11 protein-coding genes and 1 pseudogene are annotated in these 14,300 nt (G+C 70.2%); 6 read left to right on the top strand and 6 right to left on the bottom strand.

The features are described 5' to 3' along the window. Positions 1–30: 30 nt before the first annotated feature. Positions 31–1,392 (top strand): NAD-dependent succinate-semialdehyde dehydrogenase, encoded by a 1,362-nt coding sequence (locus ACQEUX_RS12455; RefSeq protein ID WP_433045919.1) that lies wholly within the window; start codon positions 31–33, stop codon positions 1,390–1,392. Between the two features lie 817 nt (positions 1,393–2,209). Here the strand turns inward: ACQEUX_RS12455 and ACQEUX_RS12450 are convergent. The 3 genes from ACQEUX_RS12450 to ACQEUX_RS12440 all read right to left on the bottom strand — a co-directional run bounded on the left by ACQEUX_RS12450 (position 2,210) and on the right by ACQEUX_RS12440 (position 6,249). Further along, the gene (locus ACQEUX_RS12450; RefSeq protein ID WP_433045916.1) at positions 2,210–2,938 is read right to left on the bottom strand and encodes a GntR family transcriptional regulator; all 729 of its coding nucleotides are present in this window, start codon (positions 2,936–2,938) and stop codon (positions 2,210–2,212) included. A 279-nt stretch (positions 2,939–3,217) separates the two neighbouring features. Beyond that, on the bottom strand, positions 3,218–4,942 hold the full coding sequence (gcl, locus tag ACQEUX_RS12445; RefSeq protein WP_433045913.1) for a glyoxylate carboligase: 1,725 nt from the start codon (positions 4,940–4,942) through the stop codon (positions 3,218–3,220). A gap of 305 nt (positions 4,943–5,247) precedes the next feature. Beyond that, positions 5,248–6,249 (bottom strand): 2-dehydropantoate 2-reductase, encoded by a 1,002-nt coding sequence (locus ACQEUX_RS12440; protein ID WP_433045910.1) that lies wholly within the window; start codon positions 6,247–6,249, stop codon positions 5,248–5,250. A gap of 276 nt (positions 6,250–6,525) precedes the next feature. Here ACQEUX_RS12440 and ACQEUX_RS12435 point away from each other — a divergent pair. Further along, positions 6,526–6,723 (top strand): annotated as a pseudogene (locus ACQEUX_RS12435) (IS6 family transposase); the annotation flags it as partial. Here the strand turns inward: ACQEUX_RS12435 and ACQEUX_RS12430 are convergent. Further along, positions 6,695–9,400: an ATP-binding protein gene (locus ACQEUX_RS12430; RefSeq protein ID WP_433045907.1), complete on the bottom strand. Its 2,706-nt coding sequence runs from the start codon at positions 9,398–9,400 to the stop codon at positions 6,695–6,697. The pseudogene ACQEUX_RS12435 and the gene ACQEUX_RS12430 sit on opposite strands and share 29 nt — an antisense overlap. A gap of 97 nt (positions 9,401–9,497) precedes the next feature. Between ACQEUX_RS12430 and ACQEUX_RS12425 the strand changes: the two genes are divergently transcribed. Then, positions 9,498–9,905 (top strand): hypothetical protein, encoded by a 408-nt coding sequence (locus ACQEUX_RS12425; protein WP_433045904.1) that lies wholly within the window; start codon positions 9,498–9,500, stop codon positions 9,903–9,905. A 131-nt stretch (positions 9,906–10,036) separates the two neighbouring features. Then, complete coding sequence (locus tag ACQEUX_RS12420) at positions 10,037–10,186, top strand: helix-turn-helix domain-containing protein (protein ID WP_433045901.1); 150 nt, start codon at positions 10,037–10,039, stop codon at positions 10,184–10,186. 49 nt (positions 10,187–10,235) lie between these two features. On the opposite strand, the gene ACQEUX_RS12415 is transcribed toward ACQEUX_RS12420, so the two are convergent. Together ACQEUX_RS12415 and ACQEUX_RS12410 are read right to left on the bottom strand one after the other, a co-directional pair. Further along, positions 10,236–10,688, bottom strand: a complete 453-nt coding sequence (locus ACQEUX_RS12415; RefSeq protein WP_433045898.1) for a pyridoxamine 5'-phosphate oxidase family protein — start codon at positions 10,686–10,688, stop codon at positions 10,236–10,238. Positions 10,689–10,919: 231 nt separating this feature from the next. Next, positions 10,920–11,297: an Imm32 family immunity protein gene (locus ACQEUX_RS12410; RefSeq protein ID WP_433045895.1), complete on the bottom strand. Its 378-nt coding sequence runs from the start codon at positions 11,295–11,297 to the stop codon at positions 10,920–10,922. 191 nt (positions 11,298–11,488) lie between these two features. Between ACQEUX_RS12410 and ACQEUX_RS12405 the strand changes: the two genes are divergently transcribed. Beyond that, positions 11,489–11,623, top strand: coding sequence for a hypothetical protein (locus tag ACQEUX_RS12405; protein WP_433045892.1), 135 nt, complete (start codon positions 11,489–11,491; stop codon positions 11,621–11,623). Between the two features lie 473 nt (positions 11,624–12,096). Continuing rightward, positions 12,097–14,199 (top strand): BTAD domain-containing putative transcriptional regulator, encoded by a 2,103-nt coding sequence (locus tag ACQEUX_RS12400; RefSeq protein ID WP_433045889.1) that lies wholly within the window; start codon positions 12,097–12,099, stop codon positions 14,197–14,199. Positions 14,200–14,300: the final 101 nt, after the last annotated feature.

The following is a 14,300-nucleotide window of genomic DNA, read 5'->3' as shown; positions in this document are numbered from 1 at the left end:
CAGTGTTGGTAGAGAACGGAGGGCTTGGCTATGTACACAGTTACTGACCCAGCGACAGGTCAACTGATCGAGAAGATCGAGAACGCGACCGACGCGGAGGTCGTTGAAGCGATCGATCGCGTCCACCGCGGGTACCTGTCGTGGCGGCGTCGGCCGGTCGCCGAGCGAGCCAAGATCGTCTCACGGGCGGCGGACCTGTTCGCCGAGCGCGCCGACGAGCTCGCGGGGATCATGACGTTGGAGATGGGCAAGCGGATCAACGAGGGTCGCGGTGAGGTCGGCGTGGTTGTCGACATCCTCAGGTACTACGCCGACAACGGTCCTTCGCTGCTGGCCGACGAGCCGCTGCAGATCAGGGGCGGCGAGGCCGTCATCACCAAGAACCCTATCGGGGCGCTGCTCGGCATCATGCCGTGGAACTTCCCCTGCTACCAGGTCGCCAGGTTCGCGGCGCCGAACCTGATCCTCGGCAACACGATCCTGCTGAAACATGCCTCGACCTGCCCGCGGTCGGCAGCCGCGATCGAGCGGATACTGCACGACGCCGGGGTGCCTGAGGACGCGTATGTGAACATCTACGCGTCCAGCGCGCAGGTCCCCCGGATGATCGCGGACCCCCGCATTCAGGGGGTCTCCCTGACCGGCAGCGAGCGGGCGGGCATCTCGGTCGCCGCCGAGGCCGGAAAGAATCTGAAGAAGGCCGTCCTGGAGCTTGGCGGTTCCGACCCGCTGATTCTGCTGGACACCGACGACATGGACAAGACGGTGAAGGCCACCGCGACTGCCCGGATGCGCAACTGCGGCCAGTCGTGCAACGCGCCGAAGCGGATGGTGGTGCTCGCCGACATCTACGAGGAGTTCGTCGACCGGCTGACGAAGCATGTGGCCGAGACCTTCGTGCCAGGCGACCCCACCGATCCCGCGACGAAGTTGCCGCCGCTGGCGTCGGTCGCGGCGGCCGACGAGGTGGCCGGTCAGGTCGCGAAGGCGGTCCGGCAGGGCGCGACGCTACGCACCGGTGGGCGTCGTATCGACCGGCCCGGCGCCTATCTCGAGGCCACCGTGCTCACGGACGTGACCCCCGAGATGGACGCCTACCACGAGGAGATCTTTGGCCCTGTCGTGCTGGTCTTTCGCGCGGAGACCGAGGAGGAAGCGGTCGCGATCGCGAACGACTCGCCTTTCGGGCTCGGCGCCAGCGTATGGGGCACCGACCCGAACCGGTTGCGCCAGGTTGCCGAGCAAATCGAGTCCGGCATGGTGTATCTGAACAGCGCCGGTGGGTCGCAGGCCGACCTGCCGTTCGGCGGGATCAAGCGCTCCGGGATGGGCAGGGAACTCGGCCCGGCCGGCATCGAGGAGTTCATGAACAAGAAATCCATCCGCCTGTAAAGGACCACGGCGTGCGAGAAGCGACTGCCTCGCCAGCACTCCGACGCCAGCCCTGGGCAACACCCTCGGCGACGTACGCCACTCCGAGTTCGCCAGGATGCTCGGCGGGTACGGCGAAGAGGTGACCGACCCGGCCGACATCGCGCCGGCGCTGCGCGGGCCCGGGAGTCTGGCCTGCCGTCTCTGATCAACGTCTGGATCGACCCGGACGCGTACGCCCTGGCACGATGAACCAGACCATGGACAAGTGACAGTTCCCCTCGTACCCGGCAGGTGACGGTGGGCTGGTCCGGCCTACCGAGGCGCCCGTCCCGCGGGGCGCGGATGCGATCGCCGCAGTGAGCAGACGCTTTCGCGGGCGGGCACCTTGGCGTGCGCGGACCCGGCGGAGGTGCGGGTCTGGTCGACGAGCGCTGCGTGGGGTGGCGTTGGCCGGGTCGCGCCCGGTGGGGCGGGTCGCGGTAGGCGGGCCATGCTGAGGCGTTCGCCCGCCTGACGCGCTGTCCCGCTCGCTCGCGGCCAGGCACACGCTCGGGTCGACGGGCGCGCGTAGCCGAGGTTCGGCGAACGCCGCGGTCGCCACGCCCGGCCAGGCGCGGGCGATCCCCTGCCTCGACGGGATGGCGGCCGGGCCTCCCGGGACACTCGCCCCGCGACGTCGCGGTGGCGGGCGGCGCTCACGACTCCTTGCGCCCTGCCGCCAGCGCGCGTAAGCCGAGCGACACGAGAGTGTGGGCGGGGGAGACGGCTGGAGCGGCGGTGCAGGCCGCAGCGGCCCGGGGCGGCGAAGGTGGGCCGCTGACGCGGCCGGGGCGGGTCAGCCGAGGGCTTCCCGCTCAGCGGCCTCCTTGCGCCGCTTGTGGTAGCTCTCCCGGGTGTGTTCGGTGTGTTTCCGCATCATCTCCGCGGCCCGCCGGCCGTTCCGGCTGGCGATCACCTCGATCAACGCCGCGTGCTCGTCCCACGCCTCCCGGCCGCGGGACCGGGCGATGGGCGCGTAGTACCAGCGCACCCGGCGGTCCACCATCGCGATCAGTTCGGCCAGCACCTTGTTGCCGGACATCGACACCACGTACGCGTGCAGGGCAGCGTTCGCCTCGACCAGGCCCTCCTGGTCGTCGTCGCTGAGCGCCTTCTCCCCGGTGCGCTGCAGCTCCCACAGCCGTTCGACCTGTTCCGGCGTGGCCTGCTTGGCGGCCAGCCGCGCGGACTCCGTCTCGAGCAGGGTACGAGTGGCGAGCAACTGGTCCGCCTCCTCCTCGGTGGGCACGTGCACGAAGGCGCCGAGCGCGGGTCGCAAATCGACCCAGCCCTCGCTCTGCAATCGCTGCAGGGCTTCCCGGACGGGCTGCCGGCTGACACCGAGTTGGGCCGCGAGCTCGCTTTCGACCAGGTGCTCGCCGGGTCGAATCTCCCGGCGGATGATCATTTCGGCGATGGCGTCGTAGACCGCCTGGCGTAGCGGCGCAGGCCGTTCCAGCGGCTGGCGCGCGGTCCGCCCGACGCCGCCAGCGGCTGGCGAGGTCGAGCCCCTCCGATCGGTCATCGACTACCTCCGGCTGCGACAGTTCAATCGGACACCAGCGCGCCCGAGTGTTTATAGCATACAGTCGTCCAAATTCAATTTGCGTCGGCGGGTAGGACGTTTCCCCGCCGCGCATCTCGGGCCCCGGTCCGGTTGCCCCGCAGAATGTTTTCCGTGCCGCTCGCGGCTGCCCTTTGTGGCCGCCACACCGGGGCGGACGGCACGCCGCCCGCCCCGGTGTGGCATTCGAGGCGATGGGGGAGGATCCGACATCGGTGCGACCCGATGTCCGGCATCGGGTCAGCCCGCGACGCCGTCCCGGTATTCGATCTCGGGCACCGGCTCGAATTCATTGATCTTGTCGATCGAGATGCCGTGCGCCGTGTTCGCCTCACGTTCGACCATGACCTCGACCAGCACCGGACGACTGGTCCGCTTCGCCTCTTTGCTGGCCCAGGCGAGCGCGTCGGCGATCTCGCCGGGTTGGGTCACCCGGCGGCCGGAACAGCCGTACGCCTCCATCACCTTGACGTTGTCGGTGCCGTACTCGTCGTAGTGGATATCAACTTCGTAGTTCATGTCGTAGCCGATCTCGGCCTGGCGGATCAGGCCGAGATACTCGTTGTTCAACATGACGAGTACGAACGGGATGTTGTACTGGGCGGCGACCGCGAGTTCCTCGACCAGGAACTGGAACGAATAGTCGCCGACCACGCCGACCACCTCGGCTTCCGGCAGCGCGGACTTGACGCCGATCGCCGCCGGAATCTCCCAGCCCAGCGGCCCGGCCTGGCCGCAGACCTGGTAGTGCCGGGGCTTGAAGACATTCTGGAACTGCCCCGACCAGATCTGATAGAGGCCGATCGCGGTGACGAAGTAGGTGTCCGGGCCGAAGAACTCGTTAATCTCCCTGAACACCCGCGGCGCCTTGATCGGAACCGCGTCGAAGTCGTCCCGGCGGCGCAGCGTTCCGCGCAGCTCGCGGATGCGGGACACCCATTCCGTTCGGTCCCTGTGCTTGTCGCGCCGCTCGACCGCGTCGAGCAGGGCCGCGAGGAACGCCCTGGTGTCCGAGACGACGCCGAGGTCCGGGCCGAAGACCTTGCCGATCTGGGTCGGTTCGATGTCGACGTGGATGAACTTCCTCTCGCCCCGGTAGGTCTCCAGGTCGCCGGTGTGCCGGTCGCCGAACCGGGCGCCGAGTGCGAGCACCAGATCGGACTCCAGGAAGGACGCGTTGCCCCACCGCTGGGTGGTCTGGATACCGGTCATGCCGGCGAACAGGTCATGGTCCTCCGGCAGCGAGCCCTTGCCCATCAGGGTGACCTGGACGGGGATGTTCAGCGTCTCCGCGACCTCGCGCAGCAGGTCGGTGGCCTCGCCGAGGATGACCCCACCACCGGCCAGGATGAGCGGCCGTTCGGCGGCCAGCAGCATGTCGAGGGCCCGCTCCACCCGGGGCAGGTGCGGCTCGACCCGCGGCACCGGGAGCGGGGCGTCGATCGTGGAGTCCCACTCGATCTCCTGCCGCTGCACGTCTAGCGGCAGGTCGATGAGGACCGGTCCGGGCCGGCCGGAGCGGGCGATGCGGAACGCCTCCCGGAAGATCCAGGGCGCCTGCGCGGCCTCCTTGACCTGCACCGCCCACTTGGTCACCGGCTTGGCGATCTCGACGATGTCGACCGCCTGGAACGCCTCCTGGTGCAGCTTGCTGGTCGGTGCCTGGCCGGTGATGCAGATCATCGGGATGGAGTCCGCCTGGGCGGTGTAGAGCCCGGTGATCATGTTGGTGCCGGCCGGCCCGGACGTGCCGATGGCCACCCCGACGCGCCCGTTGGTGCGGGCCCAGCCGTCGGCCATGTGGGTCGCGCCCTCCTCGTGCCGCACGATCAGGTGCCTGATGTTGCTGCGCCGCAGCGAGGCGTAGAGCGGCAGGATGGCCGCGCCGGGACAGCCGAACGCGATGTCTACCCCCTCCGACGCGAGTACCGAGACCACCGCGTCCATGCAGGGAATCTTGGCCATGGATCAGACCTCCGGGTAGTAGGCGTGGGTCGGAAAGCTCCCGTACTTCAGGGGCGCGGGAGTCTCCAGGGCGTCGGGTGTCCTGCGAATGGGCGGACTTGCCGGAACGGGACGGGGGATCGGTGCGCCCGGGACGCCGGCGTCCCGTCGTGGCTGCCGGCACGGATCCCGGTGTGGCCTCGGCGGCAAGGTTAAGGAGGTGGTGCATACAGTATGCGACCGATGTTGCGTACGCAAGGTTGGGGAGGCGGCGTTCGCGGCGGCTGCCCCCGGACCCGCCGTCTAGCTGCTCCGGTAGGCCGGGGCTAGGCCGCCCGAATCGTCGGGCTCGCGGTCTGCCTGGCGGTGGTCCTGGCCAACAGGTCCGTGGCGGCATGGACGGTCCGCAGGGTCGGCGCCGGAGCGCCGGTGATGTCGGCCATCTCCACCACGGCCGCCACGATGGCGTCGAGTTCCAGTTCCTTGCCGGCCTCGAGATCCTGCAACATCGAGGTCCTGTGGTGGCCGACCCGCTGGGCGCCGTCGATCCGCTTGCTGATCGAGATCTCGGGCGTACTGCCGACCCGGCTGGCGATATCGAGAGTCTCCTCCATCATCTGCTCGACCACCCGGCGGGTGCCGGAGTACTCGCAGATCTCCACCATCGTGGCCCGGGTCAGGGCGCTGATCGGGTTCAGCGAGACGTTGCCCATCAGTTTGATCCAGATGTCGTCGCGCAGCCGTGGCTCGACCGGACACTTCAGACCACCGGCAATCATCGCCTCGCTGAACCGTACGCAGCGGTCGGACACCGAGCCGTCCGGTTCGCCGATGGAGAAGCGGGTGCCCTCCAGGTGCCGGATCACCCCCGGTGACTCGATGACGGTCGCCGGATACACCACGCAGCCGATCGCCCGCTCCGGTGCCATCACCTCAGACGTCCGGCCGTCCGGGTCGACCGCCTCGATCCGGTGATTCTCGTACGGTCCGGCGAGCTTGTGGAAGTACCACCACGGGATGCCGTTCTGCCCGGCCACGAGGGCGGTTTCCGGACCGAGCAACGGTTCGAGCAACGGTCCGGCCGAGGCGTAGGAATGCGCCTTGAGACCGAGGAACACGTAGTCCACCGGCCCTATGTCGGCCGGATCGTCGGTTGCGTGCGGGTGTGCGGAGAAGTCACCCCGGGGGCTGAGTACCCGGACCCCGCCGGCCCGCAGCGCGGCCAGGTGCGCGCCGCGGGCGATCAGATGGACGTCGACTCCGGCGCGGCACAGGGACGCGCCGACGTATGCGCCGATGGCGCCAGCTCCGAGCACGGCAACTCGCACGAACTGCTCCCTTCTCGCGCGGACAGGGCGTATACGTTATGGAGAGTACAGTATACAATGCGGTAAGGGCTGACAAGCTTCCGAAGCTGGTGCTTCGTTGGCGCACGCCCGCGACCGCGGTGTTCCTGACGCACGACGTCCAATCCCGGTGACATTTGTCGATGTGACTGAACGTATGTCCATCTCGGATGATCCGTGGGGGCGCTGTTGCATTGGGCGCTTGGCACGATCGAGGCAGGCTTGAGCGGTAATGCCATCGGCCCCGCTCATCCGTGCCTGCCTCCGGAGTCGGCGTTCGCCGGCTTCCGGTTCCCGTCCGAGGTGATCGTCGTCGCGGTCCGCTGGTACCTGCGCAACTGCCTGTCCTACCGGGACGTTGAGGAGTTGCTGGTCGAGCGCGGCGCGGAGGTCGACCACGTCACTGTGTACCGGTGGGAGCAGCGGTTCACTCCGCTGCTGGCCGACGCCGCCCGGCACCGTCGACCACCGCGGAGCGGGCGATCGCCGCCAGCTGGGATCGCGACGTGATGCCCAGCTTGGGGAACGCCTTGTAGAGGTGGTAGCCCACCGTCCGAGGGCTGAGGAAGAGCTGGGCGGCGATGTCCCGGTTCGACGCGCCGCCGGCCGCCAGCCGTACCACCTCCCGCTCCTGGGGAGTGAGCACACTCAACGGGTCCCCCGCCCTGCGCGGCGCGGCCGGCACGTCCCCGGTCGCGCGCAGCTCGGCACGGGCCCGGCGGGCCCACAACTCCGCGCCGAGCCGGTCGAAGATCTCCAGCGCGCCGCGTAGCTGCACACGGGCGTCCGCCCGCCTCCGGGACCGTCGCAGCCATTCACCGTAGGCGAGCCGTGTCCTCGCCTGCTCGTACGGCTGCTCGTCGCGCTCATGGACGCGAACGGCATCCGCGAAGGAGGCCTCGTCCTGGCCGACGAGGGCCCGGCAGCGGAGGGCGACCGCGTCCGAGGCCGGTTGACCGACGTGCCGCGCCCAGGTCAGATAACGCTCGAGCGGTTCCCCGGCCCGGTCCGGCCGGCCACTGCGCACGGCCGCCTCGACCTGGTCTGCAGCGGAGAGAACCCCGAAACCCGTCGGCGGGATGGCCGCCAGGTGCCGCAGCGCCGCGTCCGCGTTTCCCAGGCCGAGCTCCAGCCTGCCGAGCGCCCAACGCCCGATGGTCGCGGCGAGCACCAACCCGCGGTCGTCGGCGCGCCGGACACCGTCCTCGGCCTTCTCCCGGCACCCCGGCACGTCTCCCTGGTCGGCGAGGACCCAGGCGAGGCAGCAGGTGAGGTGGAGGACCCGGTGCTCGTGGCCCAGGTCCCGCGCCAGCCGCAGCCCCGCGTCGAGCGTCGCCATCGCATCGCCGTACCGGCCGAGCAGGCCCTGGGCGAACCCCTGGTCCTGCAGCGCGAACGCCAGCCAGCCGATCATCCCGCTCTGCTGGCAGTCCGCCGCGACCCGTCCGGCGATCTCGTCGGCGAGGGTGGCCCGGCCCGCCGCGAGGCAGGCGCCGGCAGCGAAGGTCAGCCCCGGTACCCCGAGCCCGGACAGGTCGAGCCCTGCGCCGAGGAGCGCCAACCCAGCGGCGAAGTCGCCGCCCAGCAACCGGGTCAGCCCTTCCGCCTGGTCGACCAGAGGCGAACCGGTGGCGGGCAGCTCACGAAGCATCGCGGCCGCCTGCGCCGCCAGCGGGACGTCACCGGCGAACCAGGCGCAGCGGACGGCTTCCACCAGCAGCCAGGTGGCCTGATCGGGGGCGTGGACCGCGACGCGGGGGACGGCGTCCAGGATGATCCGGCCGGCCGCCAGCGGGGTGCCCAACTCCACCTCGCGGTGCGCGCGGACCTGGGTCAGCGCCACGATCATCGCCGGGTCGTCCACGTCCGGCGTGGCGCTGTCGGCGAGTGCGGCGGCCCGGCCCGTCAGGCCGGCGTCGCTCGCCGCCAGCGCCGCGGCGGCCAGCCGGGCGGACCGGCGTACCGGATCGACGCTGAGCTCGGCGGCGCGTTGGTACGCGGCCGCCATCGCGCCGTGCCCGCCCCGGGTACGGGCTCGACTCGCCGCCTCCTCGAGTTGTCGGGCGACGTCCTCGTCCGGACCGAGCGCGGCGGCGGCCAGGTGCCAGGCACGCCGGTCGGCGGCGTCCGGTGAGGCCGAGCCGGTCAGGGCGTCGGCAAGGGCCCGGTGCGCGGCGAGGCGTTCGGTGAGCGGAGCGCTCTGGTACGCGGCGGCCCTGATCAGAGGATGACGGAAGCCGACGGTCGAACCGTTGATCCCGATCAGCCGGCTCCCCTCGGCCGCTTCGAGCCCTGGGAGCGACGCGCCGGCGGCGACCAGCGTCGCGAGCTCACCCGAGCCGTCCGCCGCCGCGATCAGCAGCGCGGTGCGCGCGGGCTCGGGAAGCCCGCTCATCTGCGCGTGGAACGCCTCCCGGACCCGGTCGGCCACCGACATCGCACCCACCGGCGACAACCGCCCGGCGCGCTGCTCGGGCGTCAGCGCGGCCGGCAATTCGACGAGCGCCAGCGGGTTGCCGGCCGACTCCTGCAGAAGGCGTTCCCGCACCTGCGGCGGAAGGTCGGCGGGGAGCAGCGCGGCGGCCGCGGCGCCGTCGAGGCCGCTCAGCCGGCGCTCGGGCAGGCCGGTGGCCGGAAATTCCGGACGAGCGCCGAAGATCATGACGACGCCGTCAGCCTCGAGCCGGCGCGCCGCGAACAACAGGGCGTCGAGGGACGCCTGGTCGAACCACTGCGCGTCGTCGACGAGGCAGAGCAGCGCGCGGTCCCCGGCCAGCTCGGACAGGAGGCTCAGCGTGGCGAGACCGACCAGGAACCGGCTCTCCGGTGGGGCGTCGCGCAGGCCCAGCGCACCGCTGAGCGCGGTCGCCTGGGCGTCGGGCAGCGCGTCGATCCGGTCGAACCCGCTGCGCAGGAGCAGGTGCAGTGCGGCGTACGGCAGGGCCGCCTCGGACTCGATCCCGACGCCGCGCAGCACCCGCATGCCGGCCGCCCGATCGGCGGCGTACTCCAGGAGCGCCGACTTGCCGATACCCGCCGCGCCGCGCAGGACCAGGGCACCGCTCCGACCCTCCCGGGTGCCGTCCAACAGCCGGTCGATCTCCGCCTGTTCCTCGGACCGACCGTGCAGCACGACTGGAACCTACCGTCACGACGACTGATTCGGCATGGCCGCACCCTCCGTAGCTTCGTGACCAGACGCACGTCAGCACCACGAAGGGACCTCCGAGATGACCACAATCGCCAGCCCCGTCCAGACCGTCGACGCCAAGCTGCTCCGTTTCGCCCTCAAGCAGGACGCGATCGGCTCGGGCGCCAACGGAGTCGTCTACCTCGTCGCCGCGGCGATCTTCGGCCAGATGTTCGGCCTTCCCGCCGCCTTCCTCTACCCGGTCGGCGTGTTCCTGATCGCCTTCGCGGCCGCCCTGCTCGCCCTCGCGTCCAGGCCGGGTGTGAGCCGGCCCGCCGCGGTTGTCGTGATCGCGGTCAACATCGCGTGGGTGGCCGCGAGCGTCGAGCTGCTCGTCGCCGGCTGGTTCCCGCTGACCGGCCTCGGCGTCGCACTCGTGATCGCTCAGGCCGTGGTGGTCGCCGGGTTCGCCGCGCTGCAGTTCGCCGGGCTGCGCCGGACGATCTGACCGCGCTGCGCCCCGGTGCCCGCTCCGGGAGGAGCGGGCACCGGGCGTCGGCCGGCTCCCGCCGTCGCCGCGTCCCGATCCGGCGACGCGGGCCCGGCCGCCGGCGCGGTGTTCTGCAGCCCGCCGGGCCCGTGCCGGCCGCGCCGCGCAGGGCGGGGGACCCGTTGAGTGCGCTCACTCCCCAGGAGCGGGAGGTGGTACGGCTGGCGGCCGGCGGCGCGTCGAACCGGGACATCGCCGCCCAGCTCTTCCTCAGCCCTCGGACGGTCGTAGGTCAATGAAACAAGTAGCCGATGTCCGGACGTCTGCGAGCGGTCGGCGAGCTAGCCGTCAGACCAGCCAATGACCATCACGCATCAGGTCACGACCGGCGAGCTCATTCTCCTCCCGCCACGCCTGTATCCGGCGAGGTGTCACCCGAAAGTACGCGTAGCGGGTTGTGCCGACCCGCGCATCCCAGAGTTTCGTGGCGAATGCCTCGGCTAGATCGGCTGGCACGGTTTCGCGCGAGAACGTCTCGACGGCGCCCTCAATGAGTACCACGTCGCGAGTCGGACCGACCGACAGTCGCACTCGTCCAGAGGAACGCATATTGCGCGCGGTTGGACTGGACTCGGCTGTCGCCAAGATGAACGCCGCGCTGTCCCAGAGGAAGGACAGCGGCACCAGGTAGGCGTTGCCGTCCCGGTCCGCTGAGGCGACCCATGCGTCCAGGTCGTGGTTGAGGCGGGCCAGTGTGTCCTGCTTACGTTGCTCCAGACTGCGCGGTGGTTCGGGTTCCACGTCTGAATCCTCCTTCATGCGTTCGCGGGGCTGCTCGCGGTTCTCCCCGCTCGCCAGGCGCCTCAAGCAAGGATCTGTGTTGAAGCGCGCTTCAACACAAGCGGCAGCAAGTGTGGACGTCCGAACCGGATCCGCGGCCGGGCCTACGGCGACGCTTCAGCAACGAATCAACCGCTAACAACTCCTAACGAAATGATGTTGTGGGGTGGTTTCGTACGTGGCGCCGCTTGATCAGCGCCGAGGCATCCCGCCATGCGGACTGTTGACGATGAGCGGCACGCTGTCTGGTGCCAGGAAATGGTGGCCCTCGAAGTACTCCAGGTGAATGTGGCCGCCGTCGTCCATGTTGGCTACATCGCGTAGCAGGTCGGCAAAGAGCGACCGGCTTTCCGCGCCACCATGGATGGTGAGATAGCTGCGATCGTCGACAGCAATGGCGACGAGGCCCTGCGCCGCTTCGATGACCACACCCCGTAGGTGCCGCGGGTGAGCAGACGGCGCAAGGCTGAGCTCGCCTCCGCTTGCTACCAGGTCAGCGAGGTGACAAAGGTCTGCCCGGCCACTGGCGACGTCGACGCCTTCGGCTGCTGAGTAGTAGTCAAGCTTCACCCCGCAACCGTAGGCTCCCGCGTCTATCTAGCAACTTTCAGCTCTGAGCGGTGGAGTCGGCGCCAACAGATGATGGAGCAGGCGAGGGTGAGGAAGGCTTCGTGAATGTTGTCGCGGATCTCCCAGCCACGCCAGAGCTCACCGCACTCCCGTATTCACCGAGAGGAAACCCTTCTCCGACCATGTGGACAGTGGCCAACTTTCGCGCGCCGGCTACCGGAGCAGGCAAGCGTCAGGTCAACGCCCTCTATGCGTCGATGTTCGACACCCTTGCCCCGGCCCGGTCCATCCCGGCCGCCCTGAAAGCCCACGCCGTCTCCGGCTAGGTCTACGCCTCTTGGCCATTCGGCCGGAACGAGCGCAACTGTCAGGCTCATATCCGAAACGAGCGAACGGTACTCCGCCCAACGGTCTCCCCAGCGCTGCTGCTCGACCTCCCGCCAGGAGATGTCCCCGCCGTTCGCACGCGCGCCGGACGTACCCATCCGCTTCAGCACTCATCGTCTCCTCCTCGCAGCTCTGCGCGGTGCGCCGCAACGGCTCCGCGGCGAGCGGCGAGCCGGGAACGTACCAACCGTCGCGATGTGCCGCCGACCGGTCGCTTGACTCCCCGTGTTTGACCTCACAGCCGGTGCCGGACTCGCCGGGTCCGTACCGACTCCGGATCTACTCTTCCGAGGGCCAATTTGTTCGGCTTCGGGGGAAGCGGTCACCGCGATCGGCGGAGCAGCCGGGCCGGCGGGGCGTGCGTGGCAGTTTTCCGGCGAGCTGCCCGACAGGCGGTGGAGGGGGCACGAGCGTGGCTGCTGAACGAGAACTTCGGCTCGCGGTGCTGGGTCCGGTACGGGCCTGGCGGGACGGACGGGAAATAGACCTCGGATCGCCGCAGCAGCGGGCGGTCCTGGCGATCCTGCTGCTGAGCGATGGTGTGCAGGTCTCGCCCGAGACACTGGTCGACGGCGTATGGGGAGACGACCCACCGCGTACGGCAGTCGGGACCGTACGGACCTACGTCTACCGGCTCCGGAAGGTGCTGGGCGGCGACGGGTCGCCCCTGGTCATCGACTCGGTCGCCGGTGGCTATGTCGTACGCGTTCCGGCCGAGGTCCTCGACCTCGGCATGTTCCGCCACCGGCTTGCGCAGGCCCGGGAGGCCCAACGCGCCGGTGACCTGGCGCGGGCGGCGACCGAGCTGCGCGACGCCCTCGACCTATGGCAGGGCACGCCGCTTGTGGGCATCAAGGGGTCCTTCGCCGACGGTCGCCGCAACGGCCTCCGGTCGCTGCAACTGGCCGCGATCGAGGGGCGGTTCGACCTCGACCTCCAGCTCGGCTGCCACGAACGGGTGGCCCTCGAGTTGGCCGAGCTGGTCGCGGAGCACCCCCTTCGCGAGCGGCTGCGCGAGCTGCTCATGCTGGCGCTGTACCGGTCGGGTCGGCAGGCCGAGGCGATCGACGTCTACCAGGACGCCCGGCGACTCCTCGCCGAGGAGCTGGGCATCGACCCGGGACTGGCACTGCGGGACCTCTACCAGCGGATCCTCGCGGCGGACCGGGGGTTGGACGCCGTGGCAGCCGATCGGCCGCCGTTGGACCGGCCGCTCTCGGCGCCGTCCCAGCTTCCGCCGGACCTGCCGGACTTCACAGGACGCGCCGACCTCCTCGCCCGCGCCGTCCACCTGTTGACCCGCCCCGACGCGACCACGGTGCTCGGCGTTGACGGGCTGCCCGGGGTGGGCAAGACCGCCTTCGCCGTCCATCTGGCGCACGCGGTGCGAAGCCACTTTCCCGACGGGCAGGTCTACGTCGACCTGACCGACGAGGGCGGCCAGCCGGTCGGTCCGCGTCTGGTGCTGGAATTCCTGCTCCAGGCGTTCGGCGTCCCGCTCCGTGAGCTGCCGGACCTCGTCGGTCAGCGGGCGGCCCTCTGGCGGAGCATGCTTCGCGGCCGGCGGGTACTCGTCGTCCTGGACGACGTCCGGAACAGTGCCCAGGTTCGTGAGCTGCTGGCGATGTCGCCCGGGTGCGCCATGGTCGTCACCAGTCAGCGCCGACTTGTCGACCTGCCCAGCTCACACTGGCTGCGGCTGGACGTACTGCAGCCGGACGAGGCGTTGGCCCTCTTCGAGCGGGTCGCCGGCCGCGACCGGGTGAGCGACGACCTCGACTTGGTGACCCGGCTGACGGGGAAGTTTTCGTACCTGCCGCTTCCGGTGCGGATGGCGGCCGCGCGACTCGCGAGCAGGCCCCGGGGCAGCCTGGCCGCCGTCGAGCACTACCTGTACGTGGACAAGTACCTCAACGGTGAATCGGGTCAGCCGATGTTCGAGGACTGCCGGATCGCCGCCGCCCCGATCGAGCGGGCGTACCGGCGGCTGGACGACACGCTGGCCCGCGCCTTCCGGCTGATCGCCCTGGCCGATGCTCCGGACGTGTCGATCATGTCGGCGGCGGCGATCCTCGACGTCGAGCCGAACACCGCGGTGGAAGCCCTCGAGTCCCTCGCCGACCTGCACCTGATCGAGGCCGACCGCTCACGCCGTTACCACTACCTCGGCCTGATCCGGCCCTGGGCGCGGCAACGGGCGTTCTCCCAGGACGGCATCGCCGCCTGTGACGCGGCAGTCGCCAGGTATGTCGGTTTCCTGTTGGCCAGCGCGTGCAACGCCCTGGACACGGCCGGTGCGTTGGGGTCGGGGAATCGGGTGCTCGACGGCGCTGGCCTCACCTTCCGCGACCGGGAGGCCGCCGGCAGGTGGCTGTCGGAGCGCCGTCGGCACCTGCTCACCGCGATCGACCAGGGCGAGGCGAACCCGGCTGTGGCGCGGGCACTGCACCGGGAACTGGCGATGGTCGCGCAGGCGCTCCACGCCGACCCGGCGGCGTTACGCGCTGTCGCCTGACGTGCCTGGTGGGGCGGTCCAGTCACCGGAGCGGCGGGGCACCGCCGGCCGTATCCACGCGTCGTCCATCAGTCGTAGATCACGCGATGGTGCGATCACCC

It is taken from the genome of Micromonospora sp. CA-259024 (assembly GCF_050936255.1).
Classification (GTDB): Bacteria; Actinomycetota; Actinomycetes; order Mycobacteriales; family Micromonosporaceae; genus Micromonospora.
This window is presented reverse-complemented; position numbering and strand designations above follow the sequence as displayed.

Coding starts and splice junctions, on each gene's coding strand:
- ACQEUX_RS12455 (WP_433045919.1), top strand. CDS start 31: ATGTACACAGTTACTGACCCAGCGACAGGTCAACTGATCGAGAAGATC.
- ACQEUX_RS12450 (WP_433045916.1), bottom strand. CDS start 2,938: ATGACCGATCGGAGGGGCTCGACCTCGCCAGCCGCTGGCGGCGTCGGG.
- gcl (WP_433045913.1), bottom strand. CDS start 4,942: ATGGCCAAGATTCCCTGCATGGACGCGGTGGTCTCGGTACTCGCGTCG.
- ACQEUX_RS12425 (WP_433045904.1), top strand. CDS start 9,498: ATGACCACAATCGCCAGCCCCGTCCAGACCGTCGACGCCAAGCTGCTC.